The 17532-nt window shown below is 71.0% G+C and carries 13 protein-coding genes and 2 pseudogenes; 9 read left to right on the top strand and 6 right to left on the bottom strand.

Annotated features, from left to right (window positions below; genetic code table 11):
* Window positions 1-24 precede the first annotated feature (24 nt).
* The 3 genes and pseudogenes from ACIOC0_RS20130 to ACIOC0_RS20120 form a co-directional block, all read right to left on the bottom strand.
* Window positions 25-615 (bottom strand): molybdopterin oxidoreductase family protein, encoded by a 591-nt coding sequence (locus tag ACIOC0_RS20130; RefSeq protein WP_402156441.1) that lies wholly within the window; start codon window positions 613-615, stop codon window positions 25-27.
* Window positions 616-688: 73 nt separating this feature from the next.
* Window positions 689-897 (bottom strand): annotated as a pseudogene (locus ACIOC0_RS20125) (universal stress protein); the annotation flags it as partial.
* Between the two features lie 185 nt (window positions 898-1082).
* Window positions 1083-2135 carry a class I fructose-bisphosphate aldolase gene (locus ACIOC0_RS20120; RefSeq protein ID WP_402156440.1) on the bottom strand — a complete coding sequence of 351 codons (1053 nt, stop codon included), beginning with the start codon at window positions 2133-2135 and terminating at the stop codon, window positions 1083-1085.
* Window positions 2136-2733: 598 nt separating this feature from the next.
* Here ACIOC0_RS20120 and ACIOC0_RS20115 point away from each other — a divergent pair.
* Window positions 2734-3612, top strand: coding sequence for a universal stress protein (locus tag ACIOC0_RS20115; RefSeq protein ID WP_402156439.1), 879 nt, complete (start codon window positions 2734-2736; stop codon window positions 3610-3612).
* A gap of 66 nt (window positions 3613-3678) precedes the next feature.
* Here ACIOC0_RS20115 and ACIOC0_RS20110 read toward each other — a convergent pair whose 3' ends face one another.
* A complete protein-coding gene (locus ACIOC0_RS20110; protein ID WP_402156438.1) occupies window positions 3679-4704 on the bottom strand; it encodes a 6-phosphofructokinase in 1026 nt (341 codons plus the stop codon).
* An 894-nt stretch (window positions 4705-5598) separates the two neighbouring features.
* Here ACIOC0_RS20110 and ACIOC0_RS20105 point away from each other — a divergent pair.
* The 7 genes and pseudogenes from ACIOC0_RS20105 to ACIOC0_RS20075 all read left to right on the top strand — a co-directional run bounded on the left by ACIOC0_RS20105 (window position 5599) and on the right by ACIOC0_RS20075 (window position 11881).
* Window positions 5599-6060, top strand: a complete 462-nt coding sequence (locus ACIOC0_RS20105) for a hypothetical protein (RefSeq protein WP_402156437.1) — start codon at window positions 5599-5601, stop codon at window positions 6058-6060.
* 202 nt (window positions 6061-6262) lie between these two features.
* On the top strand, window positions 6263-7405 hold the full coding sequence (locus ACIOC0_RS20100; RefSeq protein ID WP_402156436.1) for a site-2 protease family protein: 1143 nt from the start codon (window positions 6263-6265) through the stop codon (window positions 7403-7405).
* A 422-nt stretch (window positions 7406-7827) separates the two neighbouring features.
* Window positions 7828-8379 (top strand): annotated as a pseudogene (locus tag ACIOC0_RS20095) (site-specific integrase); the annotation flags it as partial.
* Window positions 8380-8571: 192 nt separating this feature from the next.
* Entirely contained in the window at window positions 8572-9876 is a 1305-nt protein-coding gene (pcaC, locus tag ACIOC0_RS20090) for a 4-carboxymuconolactone decarboxylase (RefSeq protein WP_402156435.1), read from the top strand.
* A 38-nt stretch (window positions 9877-9914) separates the two neighbouring features.
* Window positions 9915-10559: an MBL fold metallo-hydrolase gene (locus tag ACIOC0_RS20085; RefSeq protein ID WP_351092578.1), complete on the top strand. Its 645-nt coding sequence runs from the start codon at window positions 9915-9917 to the stop codon at window positions 10557-10559.
* 30 nt (window positions 10560-10589) lie between these two features.
* Window positions 10590-11369 carry an exodeoxyribonuclease III gene (locus ACIOC0_RS20080; protein WP_402156434.1) on the top strand — a complete coding sequence of 260 codons (780 nt, stop codon included), beginning with the start codon at window positions 10590-10592 and terminating at the stop codon, window positions 11367-11369.
* Between the two features lie 92 nt (window positions 11370-11461).
* A complete protein-coding gene (locus ACIOC0_RS20075; protein ID WP_351092581.1) occupies window positions 11462-11881 on the top strand; it encodes a DUF6278 family protein in 420 nt (139 codons plus the stop codon).
* Window positions 11882-12263: 382 nt separating this feature from the next.
* On the opposite strand, the gene ACIOC0_RS20070 is transcribed toward ACIOC0_RS20075, so the two are convergent.
* Window positions 12264-13025: a hypothetical protein gene (locus ACIOC0_RS20070; protein ID WP_402156433.1), complete on the bottom strand. Its 762-nt coding sequence runs from the start codon at window positions 13023-13025 to the stop codon at window positions 12264-12266.
* 143 nt (window positions 13026-13168) lie between these two features.
* Between ACIOC0_RS20070 and ggt the strand changes: the two genes are divergently transcribed.
* Entirely contained in the window at window positions 13169-14968 is a 1800-nt protein-coding gene (gene ggt, locus ACIOC0_RS20065; protein ID WP_402156431.1) for a gamma-glutamyltransferase, read from the top strand.
* Here the strand turns inward: ggt and ACIOC0_RS20060 are convergent.
* A complete protein-coding gene (locus ACIOC0_RS20060; protein WP_402156430.1) occupies window positions 14963-17509 on the bottom strand; it encodes an ATP-dependent Clp protease ATP-binding subunit in 2547 nt (848 codons plus the stop codon). The two genes, ggt and ACIOC0_RS20060, sit on opposite strands and share 6 nt — an antisense overlap.
* Window positions 17510-17532 lie beyond the last annotated feature (23 nt).

Raw genomic sequence — 17532 nt, 5'->3', positions numbered from 1 at the left:
GCCGAGTGCCTCAGACCATCGCCGTCACGGCAGGGCCACGCGGACGGCCGTGACCTTGTACTCGGGGCAGGACGTGACGGTGTCCGCGTGGGCGGAGGTGAGGCGGTTGACGCCGCTCGCGGGGAAGTGGAAGGAGCAGAAGACCTGGCCGGGAGCTGTCTGTTCGCTGACGCGGGCGATGAGCCGGGCTCGGCCGTGTCGGCTCTCCACCGTGACCTGCTCGCCGCCCCGCACCTCGTACCGGGCGGCGTCGTCCGGGTGGAGGTCGAGGAAGTCGACTGGATCGAGGGATAGGTTGCCGCCGCGCCGGGTCATGCTCCCGGAGTTGTAGTGCGCCCAGCGCCGTCCGGTGACCAGGACCAGCGGGTAGTCGTCGTCGGGCTGCTCGCCGGGCGGGAGGTAGGGGGCCGCGGCGAGGCGGGCCCGGCCGTCCGGCGTGGCGAAGCGTTCCTCGTACAGCTTGGCTTCTCCGGGGCGGTCGGGGTCCGGGCAGGGCCATGGCACGGCGCCCTCGCGGTCCAGTCGGTCATGGGAGAGCCCGGCGAAGACGGGCGCGAGCCGTCCGCACTCGGCGAGGGCGTCGGCGGGGGCCGCGCAGCCAAGGTCGGCTTTCATTGCCTGGGCGAGGGCCCGGGCGATGTCGAAATCGGTCCGGGTCTCTCCCGGCGGGGGCACGGCGGGGCGGACTCGCCCGCTCCTCCGCCTCGGAGACCAGGGGTTCCACCATCTTGCGCACACCGTCCTCGAGCGGACCCGGCGGCACATGCATCGCGGGCCAGAGGAACGCATGCACCAACCGCGACCCTGCCCCGCGCCACCGAGCCTCCTGAGCCGCCGCCTCCACCGCGGCAGACTCGACGCCGAACCGTCCACTCCCACCACAACCAGACCGCTCATCACGCCTCCCGTGGGCCGTACCTCCCAGGCTCACCCCGACGACACGCTCCTGCCACAGGGCCACTCCACGGGCCACGGTTCACGTATCGACGTTCGCCCTGATGGCTTGGTCTTCCGCCGTCGGCACCCTGAAGGCCACAGACAGTTCGGTAGACGACGCGGAGCATGGTGGTGGGTGGACCTGGTCAGGCCACAGTGATGCTGTCGTCGAGGTAGACGTCCTGGACGGCGTGGAGGAGTTCGATGCCCTCGTCGGTGGGCCGCTGGAAGGCTTTGCGGCCGGTGATGAGCCCGGTGCCGCCGGCCCGCTTGTTGATCACTGCCGTTCGTACGGCCTGCGCGAGGTCCCCTTTGCCGGCCGATGCACCGCCGCTGTTGATGAGCCCGACCCGGCCCATGTAGCAGTTGGCAACCTGCCAGCGGGTGAGGTCGATCGGGTGATCGGTGGTGAGCCTCTCGTACAGGAGCTTGTCGGTTCTGCCGAAGTCCAGTGCGGTGTAGCCGCCGTTGTTCTCCGGCTGCTTCTGCTTGACGATGTCGGCCTGGATGGTCACGCCGAGGTGGTTGGCCTGGCCGGTGAGGTCGGCCGACACCGAGTAGTCCACGCCGTCCTTCTTGAACGCCGGGTTGCGCAGGTAGCACCACAGCACGGTGAACATGCCCAGTTCATGGGCCCGCGCGAAGACTTCGCTGGCTTCCTGCAACTGGCGGTCCGACTGCTCCGAACCGAAGTAGACCGTGGCGCCGACACCGGCCGCACCGAGTTCGAAGCACTGCTCGACGTTGCCGAACATGATCTGGTCGTAATGGTTCGGGTAGGTCAGCAGCTCGTTGTGATTGAGCTTCACGATGAACGGGATCTTGTGCGCGTAGCGCCGCGACACGGCCCCCAGCACGCCGAGTGTGCTCGCGACCGCGTTGCAGCCGCCCTCGATGGCGAGTTCGACGATGTTCCGTGGGTCGAGGTAGCGGGGGTTCGCGGCGAACGCGGATGCCGCGGAGTGCTCGATGCCCTGATCGACCGGCAGGATCGACACATACCCTGTGTCGGCCAGACGGCCGTGGTCGAAGAGGGACTGCAGGTTGCGCAGCACCCGGGGCGAGCGGTCTGTTGCGGCCACGGTCCGGTCGACAAAGTCATGGCCCGGCAGTACCAGGTCTTCCTTGGGAATTCCTTGGGCGGCATGAGCCAGCAGGTACTTGGCCTCGTCGCCCAGCAAGGCTTGGATGTCGGTCATAGGCTCGCCTCTCCGGTCGTTCGGAATGCCGAGGGGCGAGGCCCGGGTTTCCCGTAACCGCCGGACCCATGTACGTCCGTTCGTACGCGCCTGTCCGACGTCTTGACGGCTTCAGCAGCGACGCGGGCACAGCCGTGATCATTCATGCCCCGTGCCATTGTCCCCTCCCCGTCGGGAGCACCAGCGGTCTTGCCCGGTAGTGGTGCCCATGCTCCCGGTTGTAGGCACAGTCCTCGACTGCGCACTCGGTCACGACGGGCATTTCCATGGCGGCAGTCTCCGGGTGTCGGTGTTTGTCCGGCTCGTCGGCGGCGAGCGGTGAGTGGCTGACGTGAGCGTGGGCCCAACAGGTCCATCGTGTTCGTCGGCGCCACCGACGGCCAGCGGGCTTCCGCCGACCGGGACTACACGCGTGAGCCGTCCTGCGGACCCTGAACGGATGTGGCTGCGATGCGCGCAGCCAGGACCTGCCTGGAACCCGCATCGGGTCCGGGCGCCTGAGTGATCCTGCCGTGGAACAGTGGAGTGGAGGAGACACGAGCCGTGTGACGCCCGCGGAGGTGCAGGCCGGGCGAAGGAGGACACGATGAGTCACCCTGTGCTGGCGGGCATCGACGGGTCCGAACGCAGTTCGGCGGCAGCCGACTGGGCGGCGAGGGAGGCCGCGCTGCGCGGCGTTCCCCTGCGCCTGTTCCATGCCTTCCCGCGGCTTCCTGGCCCCGCCACCGTGCCGGGTCCGGCCCTGGACAGGCTGCATCACATGGGTGCGCAGATGCTCGAGCGCGTGGCAGCAGACCTCGGCGACCGCTACCCGGATGTCGAGGTGCGGGGCGAGCAGACCGATGACGCCCCCGCCGCGGCTCTCCTCGTCGCGGCCCGCGCTGCCGGGCTCCTCGTCGTCGGCACACGGGGAACAGGCGGTTTCGACGGTCTCGCGGTCGGCTCAGTGGCCCTGCGGATGGCGGCAGCAGCCCCATGTCCTGTCGTGTTGGTCCCCCAGCGGCCCGGCGCCTTCAGTGAAGGGGTGCATGCGGCGCGCGGCGCTGCCCGGGTCGTGGTGGGGTTCGACGCGCATCGCCCGGTCGGTGAGGTGGCGGACTTCGCGTTCTCGGCCGCTGCGGCACGCGGGGCACTCCTGCGGGTGGTCCAGGCATGGGCCTTTCCTGCCGAGGCCGTCTCTCCGCGGACGCTGGTGGTGACCGGGGAGGACCGCGCCACGTGGGAGGACCAGGAGGTCTTGCAGCTCTCAGACGCGCTGCGCGTTTGGCAGGAGAAGTACCCCCGTGTGACGGTCCGTACCGATGTCGTGCTGCTCCACCCCGCGGAAGCGCTCTTGAACGCATCCAGGGATGCGGCCCTGCTTGTCGTGGGCCGCCGCACCGACCCGCAGGCGGCCGAAGGCCGACTGGGCCCGGTCATGCACGCCGTACTGCACCATGCCCGCTGCCCGGTGGCGGTCGTACCGTACGCCGGATAGCGGCCGGACCAGAGGACTGGTGGCGGATCGGCAGGTCGGCAGCGATCGGGTGAGCGCCGGGGCCGGTCAGCCGAAGAACACCTCGAACTCGTCGTACAACGACGGATCGACCAATTTGGTCTTCGCTGTGGCATCGGCCAGGGGGAGGCGGACGATCCGGGTGCCCTGCAGGGCGACCATGACGCCGAAGTCACCGTCTTTGACCGCGTCGATGGCGTGCAGCCCGAAGCGCGTGGCCAGCCACCGGTCGAAGGCGCTCGGGGTGCCGCCGCGCTGGATGTGACCCAGCACCGTGGTGCGTGCATCCTTGTCGGTACGGTCCGAGATCTCCCGGGCCAGCCATTCGCCGATGCCGGACAGCCGCACATGGCCGAACTCGTCCAGCGACCGATCCTTGAGAATCATCTGTCCCTCTTTGGGGACGGCTCCTTCGGCCACGGCGACGATCGGCGCGTAGTTGATCTTGAATCGGCTCTTCACCTGCTCACAGACCTGATCGATGTCGAACGGGCGCTCCGGGATGAGGATCACGTTGGCGCCGCCCGCGATGCCGGCGTGCAGGGCGATCCACCCGGAGTGCCGCCCCATCACCTCCACCACCAGGGCGCGCATGTGTGATTCGGCAGTGGTGTGCAGACGGTCGATGGCCTCGGTCGCGATACCGACGGCTGTGTTGAAGCCGAAGGTGTAGTCGGTGCCGGAGACGTCGTTGTCGATGGTCTTCGGTACGCCGACCAGGTGGATCCCCTGCCGGCTCAGCTCAGTGGCCACACCGAGCGTGTCCTCGCCGCCGATCACGACGAGCGCGTCCACGTCGTGCGTGGCAAGGGTGTCCTGCACGCGTCGCAGCCCGTCCTCGTGCTTGAACGGGTTGGTGCGGGAGGAGCCGAGGATGGTTCCGCCGCGAGGGAGAATCCCCCGCACGCTGGAGATGTCCAGCGGCATGACATCACCCTGGAGCAAACCGAGCCAGCCGTCCCGTACGCCGACGAAGTCGAAGGCGTATTCCTGGACACCCTTGCGGACGACACTGCGGATCACGGCGTTGAGGCCGGGACAGTCACCGCCGCCGGTCAGTACTCCGACCTTCATGGGCCTACTCCCATCCGCTGGTCACCCCGCCTGTTTGCGGCCTGCTCGGGGATCGAAAACCGCTGTCAGGGGTACGTAATCGCCTGCTACCAGCCTCCCTCCGTTCGATCCACGGTGCCCACTCGACGGACGCCGGATTCAGGCAGCTCGTTCGTAGGCGCTGTGGATGACGGAGGGCAGCGCGGGACTCTGCCGTACGCGGTCGGGGAACTCGTCGAGGACCTCCGGCACCGGCTACCGGTCGCCCAGCACGAGCAGCGCGTCGACGGCGCCCTCCCAGCCATGCCATGCCAGGCCAGTGACTCGGTGACGACGTGCCCGGGTACTGGGCGGGTTCGTCGCCGAGACGGCGCAGGGACTCGGCCCGGGCCGCCTGCGGCGCCCCGAAACAGAAGCCGCCCAGGGCGGCGGTGAGTGCCTCCAGGCGGTGCGTCTCGCCCTGCCGCAGCCGTCCCGACACCACCCGAGTCCGGCTCCGGGCCGTGCGTCACGGGCGAACGCGACGAGCGCGTCCCACTCGGTGTCGCGGTTCGAAGACCGCCTCCGGCTTCGCGAGACGGGAAACGGCCGACGGCGACACGGCTGCTCCCCTCGTTCGGCACCGCTCCTACCACCAGTACAACGTCGAATGCCGGACGCCGCGGCACGCGCGGCGCACTCGACGATTGCCGCATCATGCCGTCGGCGCAGGCCGCAGATCTTCCCCCGCGTATGCGATCCGCATGCCCTGCGCCTTGTGAATGGGCGGTGCACCGTGTAGCGCGCAGAGTTGGTGGCCGGGAGGTCTACTGGAAGGGCTGAGGCTGGTTGGGCCACCTGCAAACGGTGGCCGGTGGAGGTGGAGGAGGAGCGGTTCTGGATGGTGTGAACGGGCCACCGTGATGAGGAGCGATAGTGGAGCTGCCCCTTCTCGACCCTGTGGACGCACGACCGGGCCCGTATGCCTGCGCCTACCTGGACACCTTCCGTGACATCCCCGACCCGGAGTCGGTGATCGCGTGCCAAGGCCATCGGGCCCTGGTGGAGGAGGTGTCCGACCCGCCGGCACACGACGCGGCCCGGTTCAGCGCGTTGCCCGACGTGATGCCGCTCGCGGTCCAGCACGCGCCGGACATCCCTTACGCGGCCGTTACCGTGCACCGCGTTGCGCACCGGGAGGTGGGCGAGCCGGAGGAACTGGAGGTGGACCTCCAGGCGGGGAGGTGGCCGAGCAGCGCGGTCGCCCCTGAAAGGTGTCACCGCTGGAGCGGTCCTGCGGCGGAGTGGCCGCGTGGCGCCACCGAGATCGCCGGTGAGCTGGCCGAGTTGGTCCGCCGCTGCGGTGCCGAGGCGATCGTGCTGGGCGGGGAGGTCTGAGCGCGCAATGTGCTGGTGAACCGCCTGCCCGCGCCGTTGCGTGAGCGCGTCGTCACCGTCGCGGAAGACGGGCATGTGGCCGGTGAGGGGCGGACGCTGGCCCGTGACCCTGGGGCCGTCCCGTCGTTCGACGGCACGAGGCGGGCGGTGTCGCAGCGGGACGGCTGTCTGCCAGGTGACGGTTCGAGCAAGGGGGAGAGCTGTGCGGGCGAAGTTCGTTCTGGGACGGATCGCCGGGGTCCGGGTCGGCGTGCACTGGAGCGTCCTGTTCATCTTCGGCATCATCGCGCTCGGCCTGTCGCAGGGCCGCCTTCCGGAGACGTATCCAGGGCGTGCCTGGGCTGTGTACTGGGCGGCCGGCCTTTGCGCCGCCGTGGTCTTCTTCGCCTCCCTCCTCGCACATGAGCTGGCGCACGCCGTGGTGGCCCGGCGCAACGGGGTCGAGGTGGACGACATCGTCCTGTGGCTGTTGGGCGGAGCGGCCCGGCTCAAGTCCGAGGCGTCCAGCCCCGGCGCGGAGCTGAGGATCGCCGGCGTCGGCCCTCTCGTCAGCCTCCTCCTGGGTGGGCTGTTCACACTCTGCGCCTGGCTGCTCGACCTGGTGTCCGCGTCCGGGATCGTGGTGGAGATGGTGGCGTGGCTGGCAGGCATCAACGTCCTGCTCGCGATCTTCAACGCCGTCCCCGCCGCTCCGCTCGACGGCGGCAGGCTGCTGCGCGCGTTCCTGTGGTGGCGCACGGGAGACCGGCTGCGGGCGACAGCCGGCGCGACCGCGGCGGGGCGGATTTTCGGGTGGCTGCTCGTGGCGCTCGGGCTGATCGCGTTCATGAGGACCGGCGCGTTCGGCGGTCTGTGGCTGGCGCTGATCGGATGGTTCCTCATCACGGCGGCCACCGCCGAGGGACGGCAGGCCCAGCTGCGCGGCGTGCTCGCCGGTGTCCCGGTGCGCGACGCCATGACGCCCGAACCTCTCACGGTTCCCGCGGACACCACGGTCGCGGGCTTCATCACCGATGCGCGCTACCGCTACCGGCATTCGGCGTTCCCGGTGACCGACGACGGGGCCCCGGTCGGGCTGGTGACCCTCGACAGCGCCAGAAAGGTGCCGCAGGCCGAGGCCCACGCCGTGACGGTGAGGGAGGTGATGGTGCCGCTGTCGCAGACCACCGTGGTGGAGCCGGACAGTCCGCTGGCCGATCTGCTGCCGCGCATGGAGCCGGGCGCCGAGCACCGGGCCCTGGTCGTGGATCACGGCAGGCTCGTCGGAATCGTCTCGTTGTCGGACGTCAGCCGGACGCTGGCGTGGCTGATGAACACCGCCCCCGGGCGACGCGATGGTCTGTGAACCTGGCCCGGCACCATCGGGCGGGCCGCGTCGCAGAGGCGCGGTATCGCTCATGTGGTGCACTGCGACGATCCGCAACTGGTCGTTGATCCGGGCGTGGTAATTCGGAAGCAGCCAGTCCTGAACGAGGCCGACACGACAACTGCGTCCGCGGGCTACGCGGACCTACGGGACGGGCTGCGTCATGCACTGGCGCGCAGTGAGGCCGCGTTCGCGCGGCGTCTGGGCATCGCGGCTGCGGCCGGCCAGGGCGACGAGCTTCCCGACCCACCGATGAGGGCGGAGGCTCACAGCGGTGACCTCGCCGCGGTCGTCGTCGCGGCGCGAGTGCGAGGGCCGACGACTGCTGCTCGTCAACGGCGACCGTCGTCCCCGATCCGACGACCCCGCCCCACCCGAATCGAAACTGCTCCGAAGTCTGCGGTCTCCGGTGGGAAGACGTTGACTTGGAGAACGCCACGATCGTCATTGCCAACACGCGCACGATGATGGGCAACCGGTACGTGGTGGAGAAGGACACCAAGTCTCTTGCGGGTGAGCGGGATCTGCCGCTGCCGGCGCTGGTGCTGGGAGCCCTCAAGGCATTCCGGGCTCTCCAAGCCGAGGAGAGGCTCGCTCTGGGGGAGGCGTACACGGTGTCGGGCTACGTGCTGGCGCATGAGGCGGGCGACGCCTTCACGATCAAGCAACTTCGCCGACGCGCGTACCGGCTTATGGAGCTTCTCGGGCTCCGTCGCGTCAGGTTCTACGACGCACGCTCGTCGTGCTTCACCTTCCTGGTCAACAACGGCGTCCCGGACCACATCCTCGCGCGATGGGCCGGACATACGAACGTAAAGACGACCAAGCGGTGGTACGTCAAGCCGGATGTAGAAGATCTTCGCGGAGCCGCCACCACTTGGGATGGCCTGCACGGGGGTGCGGCAGAGAGGCAAGAGCACTCGATGCTGCTTCCTGAACCGCCGAGGCCGTGATCAAAGAGGAAAGCGTTGCTCGTTAGCGACTGAAGGAGGGCACGCGCCCGGAGGGCCCACTGCCGACACGGCCACAAATGCATGCCGGAGAATGTATACCTGGGTTCTCGTTGGCAGGACCGGAGCGGGGCAAGGCCCGCTGGGTCCACCCCGGCGATGTGACATCTCGTGACAGATGAGAGGCTCAGACGGGTGAGCGAGACACCACCGAACACCCTGCAATACCGCTTTGACGGGCCAGAAGAGGCTCCCGTCCTGATCCTGGGTCCCTCACTGGGTACCACATGGCACATGTGGGACCGGCAGGTCCCCGAGCTGGCGCGGCAGTGGCGGATCTTCCGTTACGACCTGCCCGGACACGGCGGCGCCCCCGCCCACCCCGCGGGCTCCATCGCCGACCTCGCCGCGCGGCTGCTCGCCACGCTCGACGCGCTCGGCGTGCAGCGCTTCGGCTACGCCGGCTGCGCGCTCGGCGGCGCGGTCGGCGTCGAGCTGGCGCTGCGCCACCCCGAACGCGTCGCCTCGCTCGCCCTGATCGCCGCCTCCCCGCGGTTCGGCACGGCGGACGAGTTCCGGCAGCGCGGCGTGATCGTGCGGACCAACGGCCTCGACCCCATCGCCCGCAGCTCACCCGACCGCTGGTTCACCAGCGGCTTCGCCGCCGCGCAGCCCGCCATCACCGACTGGGCGGTGCAGATGGTGCGCACCACCGACCCCGGCTGCTACATCGGCGCCTGCGAGGCGCTCGCCGCGTTCGACGTGCGCGCCGAACTCGGGCTCGTCGGCGTGCCGACGCTGGTCCTCGTCGGCTCCGACGACCAGGTCACCGGCCCCGCCGAGGCGCGCACCCTGGTCGCCGGCATCCCGGACGCCCGCCTCGCCGTCGTACCCGGCGCCTCCCACCTGGTGCCGGTGGAGCAGCCGGCGGCCGTCACCGACCTGCTGGTGCGGCACTTCTCCACCGCCTGGCAGCCCGCCCACGACCACAGCACCGGACAGACCGCCGTCCCCGGCGTCTCCCTCAAGCCGGCCGTCGCCACGCCCCCGCCGGCGACCGCCCCCGTCGCCGAGATCGCGCCCGCCGGCCTCGTCGAGCCGCCGCAGGTCATGGGCCGCCCCGACCCCTACGACGCGGGACTGAAGGTGCGCAGGGAAGTGCTCGGCGACGCCCACGTCGACCGGGCGCTGTCGCAGGCCGACGACTTCTCCGGCGACTTCCAGGACTTCGTCACCCGCTACGCCTGGGGCGAGATCTGGGACCGGCCCGGCCTCGACCGGCGCTCCCGCTCCTGCGTCACCCTCACCGCGCTCGTCGCCGGCGGCCACCTGGAGGAGCTCGCCTTCCACACCCGCGCCGCCCTGCGCAACGGCCTCACCCCCGACGAGATCAAGGAAGTTCTGCTCCAGGCCGCCGTGTACTGCGGCGTACCGGCGGCGAGCAGCGCCTTCCGGGTGGCCCAGCAGGTCATCCAGGAGGAGACCACGCCCACCGAGTGAGCGTCGTTCCCCGCGCCCCGGAAGGCAGGATGGAGGACATGACGACCACGAAGCTCACGAAGAAGTCGCACGCCTGCGTCCGTCTGGAGAAGGAGGGGCGCACGCTCGTCCTGGACCCGGGCGGGTTCAGCGAGCCCGACGCGGCCGAGGGCGCCGACGCCATCCTGGTCACGCACGAACACCCCGACCACTTCGACGAGGGGCGGCTGCGGGCCGCGCTGGACGCCGACCCGGGCACCGAACTGTGGACGCTGCGCTCGGTCGCGGAGCGGCTCTCCGCCGCCTACCCGGGCCGCGTCCACACCGTCGGCCACGGCGACGCCTTCACCGCCGCGGGATTCGACGTCCAGGTCCACGGCGAACTGCACGCCGTCATCCACCCCGACCTGCCGCGCATCACCAACGTCGGCTATCTGATCGACGGCGGCCGCGTCTTCCACCCCGGCGACGCGCTCACCGTCCCCGGCACCGCCGTGGAGACGCTGATGCTCCCCGTCATGGCTCCCTGGAGCAAGATCTCCGAAGTCATCGACTACGTCCGCGAGGTGAAGCCGCAGCGCGCCTACGACATCCACGACGCGCTCCTCACCGACCTCGCCCGCCCCATCTACGACAACCAGATCGGGGCCCTCGGCGGCGCGGAGCACCGGCGCCTGGCGCCGGGGGAGAGCACGGCTCTGTGAGTGTCGGTGCCGCCCGGTAGGTTGTGAGGCATGCGCATCGCGACCTGGAACGTCAACTCGATCACCGCCCGCCTGCCGAGGCTCCTGGCCTGGCTGGAGAGCAGCGGCACGGACGTGCTCTGCCTCCAGGAGGCCAAGGTCGCCGAGGAGCAGTTCCCGTTCGACCAGCTGCGCGAGCTGGGCTACGAGGCGGCGGTGCACGCCACCGGCCGGTGGAACGGCGTGGCGGTGATCTCCCGGGCCGGCCTGGAGGACGTCGTCAAGGGCCTGCCCGGCGACCCGGGCTATGAGGGCGCTTTCGAGCCCCGCGCGATCTCCGCGACCTGCGGCCCGGTCCGCGTCTGGTCGGTGTACGTGCCCAACGGCCGCGAGGTGGACCACCCGCACTACGCCTACAAGCTCCAGTGGTTCGAGGCCCTCAAGGCCGCGATCGCCGGGGACGCGGCCGGCGGCCGCCCCTTCGCCGTGCTGGGCGACTACAACGTGGCGCCGACCGACGACGACGTCTTCGACCCGGCCGCCTTCGAGGGCTCCACGCACGTCACTCCCGCCGAGCGCGCCGCCCTGGCCGCGCTGCGCGAGTCCGGCCTCTCCGACGTCGTCCCGCGCCCCCTGAAGTACGAGCGCCCGTTCACGTACTGGGACTACCGCCAGCTCTGCTTCCCCAAGAACCGGGGCATGCGCATCGACCTGGTCTACGGCAACGAGCCGTTCGCCAAGGCCGTGAAGGACGCCTACGTCGACCGCGAGGAGCGCAAGGGCAAGGGCGCCTCGGACCACGCGCCGGTCGTCGTCGACCTGGAGGTGTGAGCGGCGGCGCGCGGCGACGGGGGTCCCGGCCCGGCGCGGTCGCCCGCGCGCCCCTATGGTGCGCACATCGGTGTGAATGTCACTCTGAGGCCATGAACATCCCGTTCCTGGGCATCAGGCGCAAGAAGCAGGATGAGACGACACCGGCGGCCGACCCCGAGGGGATCGCCGAACTGCTCTCCGAATGCGACCTGCTGCGTTCCCTGGCGGCCCGGGAAGGCGTCCTCCTCGACGACTCCGCGCGCTCCCTCGAGGCCCTGGACCAGCTGGTGCCGCGCTGGCGCGACGACGAGGAGATCCTCCCGTGGCTCGGCAACGACGCCGGGCTCTACCTCGGCACGGTGACCGTGCGCACCGTCCCCGGCGCGCAGTGGCAGGTCTGGCCGGGCGGCCGCCCCCTCGTACGGCTGGCGTCCGGCCGTGAGTTCGACGTCGTCGCGGCCGGCCACGAATGGGCGGCGAACGGCGTCCCCGAGCTGTCCCAGCTCTACGGCGAGGTGGCGGAGGCCTGACGGCGTCAGCCGCCGGGCCTCTCTCGCGAGCGCCTCCGCCGCCCCGCCGCTCACCGCGGGTCGGCAGGTGAACTCGCCCTGTGACCACGGGCGGTGATTCGGCGTCGAGGGCCGCCGATCGGCTCCGAGCGTGCCCGCCGACTCCGTCGTCTCGACTACGATGTGTCGTTCATCCGGTCCGCGAGGACCCAGAGGCAGCAGTCCAGCCAGAGAGCTCCACCCGCCCGGCCACGGTCGGCGATCACTGCTCGCACGGCGGAACCGGCCCGCTCCACGGGTCGCCCGCCGGTGAGGAGAAGGTCAGCCGTGCGCCGGACGGGTTGTGCTCGCCGGGCAACGGGCTGGTCGTGCCGACGACGGGTCAGGCCGGACCGGGCGGGCGTCAGGACGCGCGGTGGGAGGGGCGGGCCGCGGTCGCCTGAGCGGGCAGCGGCGCCCGCGCCGCCCGCGTCACGTCCGCCACCTCCTCCACCACGTCCGGGCCGTAGGCGTGCGAGTTGACGACCTTCAGCAGCAGCACGAAGGAGCTGTTGCCGTGCTTGCGCCGCAGGCGCTCGTGATGGCGGGCGAGATAGCGGGTCGCGGCCTGGTTGGTGATGGCCGTCTGGCCGCAGAAGAGGAAGACGGGCCGGTTGTACGGGCTCGCCTCGACGGTGAGCCGCGCGAGAAGCACGTACTCCGTGATTCCCGCCTCCAGCCGGTACCGTTCGGCGCCGATCTGCAACGCCCCCCGGTCGGGCGTTGGTTCGGCGTCGACGTTCATCCGCACGCCCGGCAGCAACGAGGCGAGGTGAGCCGTCATCCGCCGATTGGACGCCGGCCCGCCGACGCAGAACTCGGTGCGCTCACCGAAGCCCTGCCGTGCCACGTCGTGCGCGACGACCTGCGCCTGCGCGCCGCAGTCCTTGATCAGCGCGGCCAGTTCGAGCAGCGCGAACACGTCGTAGCGCATCACCGCGAGCTCGGGGCCGGCCGCGCCCCGGTTCACCACGAGCAGCGACTCCGAGTTGTCCGGCAGCCCGAAGAACGCCTGCTTGCGCCGGAGTCGGCGCTTCCACAGGTAGGTGCGGGCCACCCAGCCGAGCGCGGCACTGATGCCGGCCGCGACCACGCCCAGGACGATGTTGCGCACGTCGTCGTTCATGGGCGCGCATGCTAGCGGGCGAACGTTCCCGTGACGTACCCGTGTTCGGGGTGTGGCAGTCGTATGACAGTGCCCCGAGGCGGGCTGTCGGGGCCACTCGAATGTGGTTACGCTGCGCGGACGTTCCCGGACTGGAGGTACGGATGCGTCGCCCTGTCGCGCGGAAACTGTCGGTCCTGGCGGTTTCGGCCGCCGTCGTCTCGGTGGGAGCCACGGCCCCACCCGCCGCCGCGAGAACGGCCGTTGCCAAGACCCCGGTCGCGGTCGGCTACGGCGGCGCGGTCGCCAGCGTCGACGCCGACGCCTCCGCGGCCGGCATCGAGGTGCTCAGGAACGGCGGCAACGCCGTCGACGCGGCCGTCGCCACCGCCGCCGCCCTCGGCGTCACCGAGCCCTACTCCGCCGGCATCGGCGGAGGCGGCTACTTCGTCTACTACGACGCCAAGTCCCGTACCGTGCGCACCATCGACGGACGCGAGACCGCTCCGCGGACCGCCGACTCGAACCTCTTCCAGGAGAACGGCAAACCGATCCCCTTCACCGACGCCGTCAGCAGCGGCCTCGCGGTCGGCACCCCGGGAACGCCCGCCACCTGGGCGAGCGCCCTCGACAAGTGGGGCAGCAGAAAGCTCGGCACGCTGCTGAAGCCCGCCGAACGGCTGGCCCGCGACGGCTTCACCGTCGACGACACCTTCCGCAGCCAGACCGCCGCCAACGAGACCCGCTTCCGCTACTTCCCGGACACCGCCCGGCTCTTCCTGCCCGGCGGTCGGCTCCCCGCCGTCGGCTCGACCTTCAAGAACCCCGACCTCGCCCGCACCTACAAGGAGTTGGGCAAGAAGGGGGTCCGCGCGCTTTACCGGGGCGACATCGCCGACGACATCGTCGACACCGTCAACCAACCGCCCGTCGACCCGGCCTCGGGCTGGAACGCCCGCCCGGGCAAGCTGTCGGCGAAGGACCTCGCCGGCTACCGCACCCGACTCCAGGCACCGACCAGGACGTCGTACCGTGGTCTGGGCGTCTACTCCATCGCGCCCTCCTCCTCCGGCGGCACCACCGTGGGCGAGGCGCTGAACATCCTGGAGCGCACCGACCTGTCCAAGGCGACCCAGGCCCAGTACCTGCACCGCTACATCGAGGCCAGCCGCATCGCCCTCGCCGACCGCGGACGCTGGGTCGGCGACCCCGCTTTCGAGGACGTGCCGACCAAGGAACTGCTCTCGCAGAAGTACGCGGACTCACGCGCCTGCCTCATCAAGGACGACGCCGTCCTCACCAGCCCCCTCGCTCCCGGCGACCCCCGTCACCCCGCGCCCTGCGGCGCCGGCGGCACGGCCGCGCCGACCACGTACGAGGGCGAGAACACCACGCACCTGACGGTGGCCGACAAGTGGGGCAACGTCGTCGCCTACACGCTCACCATCGAGCAGACCGGCGGCAGCGGCATCACCGTCCCCGGCCGCGGCTTCCTCCTCAACAACGAGCTGACCGACTTCTCGTTCGCCCCGGCCAACCCGGCCGTGCACGACCCGAACCTGCCGGGGCCGGGCAAGCGGCCGCGCTCCTCGATCTCGCCGACGATCGTCCTCGACCGGCACGGCAAGCCCGTCGTGGCGCTCGGCTCGCCCGGCGGCGCGACCATCATCACCACCGTGCTGCAGACCCTCACCGGCTTCCTCGACCGGAAGCTGCCGCTCGTGGACGCCATCGCCGCGCCCCGCGCCAGCCAGCGCAACGCCGCCCAGACCGAACTCGAACCCGGCCTGTACGGAAGCGACGTGGCCGAACAGTTGGAGGCCCTCGGCCACACCTTCCGGCTCAACCCCGAGATCGGCGCAGCCACCGGCGTCCAGCGGCTGCCCGACGGCAAGTGGGTGGCAGCCGCCGAGAAGACACGGCGGGGCGGCGGATCGGCGCAGGTGGTGCGCCCGGCGTCATAGCTCCGCGGCGGGGACGGGCGGCGCGGTGCGGAACGCGAGCCGTCCGTCCTCGACCTCCACCGTCAGCCGGTCGCCCTCCTCGATCTGCCCGTCGAGCAGCAGTCGCGACAGCCGGTTGTCGACCTCGCGCTGGATGGTGCGGCGCAGCGGCCGGGCGCCGTACTCCGGCTGGTACCCGCGTTCGGCCAGCCAGTCGACGGCCGCGTCGCTGAACTCGACCGCGATGTCCTGTGCGGTCAGCAGCCGGCGGGTGTCCTCCAGCAACAGGTCTGTGATCCGGCGCAGTTGCTCACCGGTCAGCTGACGGAAGACGACGATCTCGTCGATGCGGTTGAGGAACTCGGGCCGGAAGTGCTCACGCAGCGGCCGCAGGATCCGCTCCTGCCGCGCCTCCTCGTCGGCGTCCGCGCCGCCCGGCCCGAAGCCGATGCCCCCGCCGCGGGTGATCGCCTCCGAGCCCAGGTTGCTCGTCATCACGATGACCGTGTTGGTGAAGTCGACCGTGCGGCCCTGGGAGTCGGTGAGCCGGCCGTCGTCGAGAACCTGGAGCAGGATGTTGAAGACGTCGGGGTGCGCCTTCTCCACCTCGTCGAGCAGAAGCAGCGAGTACGGGTGCCTGCGCACCGCCTCGGTGAGCTGCCCGGCCTCCTCGTGGCCGACGTAGCCGGGCGGGGCGCCCACCAGCCGGCTCACGGTGTGCCGCTCCTGGTACTCGCTCATGTCCAGGCGGATCATCCGCTCCTCGCTGCTGAACAGCTGCTCCGCGAGCGCGCGCGCCAGTTCCGTCTTGCCGACGCCGGTCGGGCCCAGGAAGAGGAAGCTGCCGATCGGCCGGTCCGGGCTCGCCAGCCCCGCGCGCGAGCGCAGCACCGCGTCCGCGACGACCCGTACGGCCTCGTCCTGGCCGACGACCCGCTCGTGCAGGTGCTCCTCCAGGCCGAGCAGCCGGTCCTTCTCCTCCTGGGTGAGGCTCGCCACGGGGATCCCGGTCTGTCGCGACACCACCTCGGCGATCGCCTCGGCGGTGACCTCCAGGTGCTGGCCCTCGTCGACCTCGCCGCTGTGCGCGGCGTCCCGGATCCGCTGCTTCAACTCGACGATACGGTCCCGCAGTTGCGTCGCCTGCTCGTACTGCTCGTCGGCGACCGCCTGGTCCTTGTCCCGGGCCAGCTGCTCCGCCTCGCGCTCCATCGCGCGCACGTCGGTGCCCTTCGTGCGCGCCCCGAGCCGCACCCGCGCTCCGGCCTGGTCGATCAGGTCGATGGCCTTGTCGGGCAGCCGCCGGTCGGTCAGGTACCTGTCGGACAGCTCCACCGCAGCCGTCAGCGCCTCGTCGGTGTAGCGGACCTGGTGGTGGGCCTCGTAGCGGTCGCGCAGGCCACGCATGATCTCGATCGCGTCGGCGACCGACGGTTCGGGCACCAGGATCGGCTGGAACCGCCGGGCCAGCGCCGCGTCCTTCTCGATCCGCCGGTACTCCTCCAGCGTCGTCGCGCCGACGATGTGCAGTTCGCCGCGGGCCAGGGCCGGCTTGAGAATGTTCCCGGCGTCCATGGAGCCGCCCTCGCCGCCCCCGCCGGCGCCGACGACCGTGTGCAGTTCGTCGATGAAGACGATCAACTGGTCGGAGTGGGCGCGGATCTCGCCGACGATGTTGTTGAGGCGTTCCTCGAAGTCGCCGCGGTAGCGGGTGCCGGCGACCACGCCGGGCAGGTCCAGGGCGACGACGCGGCGGCCGCTGAGCACGTCCGGCACGTCACCGTCGGCGATGCGCTGCGCGAGGCCCTCCACGACGGCCGTCTTGCCGACGCCGGCGTCCCCGATCAGTACCGGGTTGTTCTTGCCGCGCCGGGAGAGCACCTCGATGGTCTGCTCGATCTCCTCGTCCCGCCCGATCACCGGGTCGACGCGGCCCTCGCGGGCCAGCTCGGTGAGGTCGCGGCCGTACTTGTCGAGGGTGGGCGTCTCGGTGGGCCACGGTCGCTCCGGGCGCGGCTGCGCGGCGTCCGGCGGCTCGGTCCGTGGGCCGCCCGCCGACGGGGCGAAGCGGGCCGCGTTCAGGATGTGCCCGGCCGCGGAGTCCGGGTTCGCCGCGAGGGCGCTGAGCACGTGCTCCGGGCCGATGTACCCGGCGCCACGCGAGCGGGCCAGGTCGTGCGCGTCCAGCAGGGCGCGTTTGGCGGCCGGGGTGAGCGACAGCGAGGTCGGCGGCGGCACCTCGCCCGGCGGGTGCTGGGCGGGGCCCGAGCGCTCGTCTATCTCCGTCGCCAGCGAGTCGGGGTCCGCGCCGGCCCGGCTGAGCAGCGTACGGGTCGGCTCCGTGGAGAGAGCAGCGCGCAGAAGGTGCTCGGTGTCCAGGTCACGGCTGCCGTGTTCGGCGGCGTACTGCGCCGCGCCGCGGACCAGCTCCCTGGCGGGCTGGCTCAGGAGCTGACCGATGTTGATCTGCCGAGGGCCGGGGCGGGACCCGCCGAAGTAGCGGGCCAGGAACTCACCGAAGGGGTCGCCGTAGCCCTCCGGGCTGGTGAAGCCGCTGGTCATGGCGTTCCGTTCGATCGACGTGC

Source organism: Streptomyces sp. NPDC088254 (assembly GCF_044740925.1).
Taxonomy (GTDB): Bacteria; Actinomycetota; Actinomycetes; order Streptomycetales; family Streptomycetaceae; genus Streptomyces.
The sequence above is the reverse complement of the archived record's forward strand: the minus strand, read 5'-3'. Positions and strand labels throughout refer to the sequence as shown.

Excerpts from the sequence above, each read along its gene's own strand:
- ACIOC0_RS20085 (WP_351092578.1), top strand. The coding sequence starts at position 9,915 with ATGACGACCACGAAGCTCACGAAGAAGTCGCACGCCTGCGTCCGTCTG.
- ACIOC0_RS20110 (WP_402156438.1), bottom strand. The coding sequence starts at position 4,704 with ATGAAGGTCGGAGTACTGACCGGCGGCGGTGACTGTCCCGGCCTCAAC.
- ACIOC0_RS20075 (WP_351092581.1), top strand. The coding sequence starts at position 11,462 with ATGAACATCCCGTTCCTGGGCATCAGGCGCAAGAAGCAGGATGAGACG.
- ACIOC0_RS20060 (WP_402156430.1), bottom strand. The coding sequence starts at position 17,509 with ATGACCAGCGGCTTCACCAGCCCGGAGGGCTACGGCGACCCCTTCGGT.
- ACIOC0_RS20070 (WP_402156433.1), bottom strand. The coding sequence starts at position 13,025 with ATGAACGACGACGTGCGCAACATCGTCCTGGGCGTGGTCGCGGCCGGC.
- ACIOC0_RS20130 (WP_402156441.1), bottom strand. The coding sequence starts at position 615 with ATGAAAGCCGACCTTGGCTGCGCGGCCCCCGCCGACGCCCTCGCCGAG.
- ACIOC0_RS20120 (WP_402156440.1), bottom strand. The coding sequence starts at position 2,135 with ATGACCGACATCCAAGCCTTGCTGGGCGACGAGGCCAAGTACCTGCTG.
- ACIOC0_RS20080 (WP_402156434.1), top strand. The coding sequence starts at position 10,590 with ATGCGCATCGCGACCTGGAACGTCAACTCGATCACCGCCCGCCTGCCG.
- ggt (WP_402156431.1), top strand. The coding sequence starts at position 13,169 with ATGCGTCGCCCTGTCGCGCGGAAACTGTCGGTCCTGGCGGTTTCGGCC.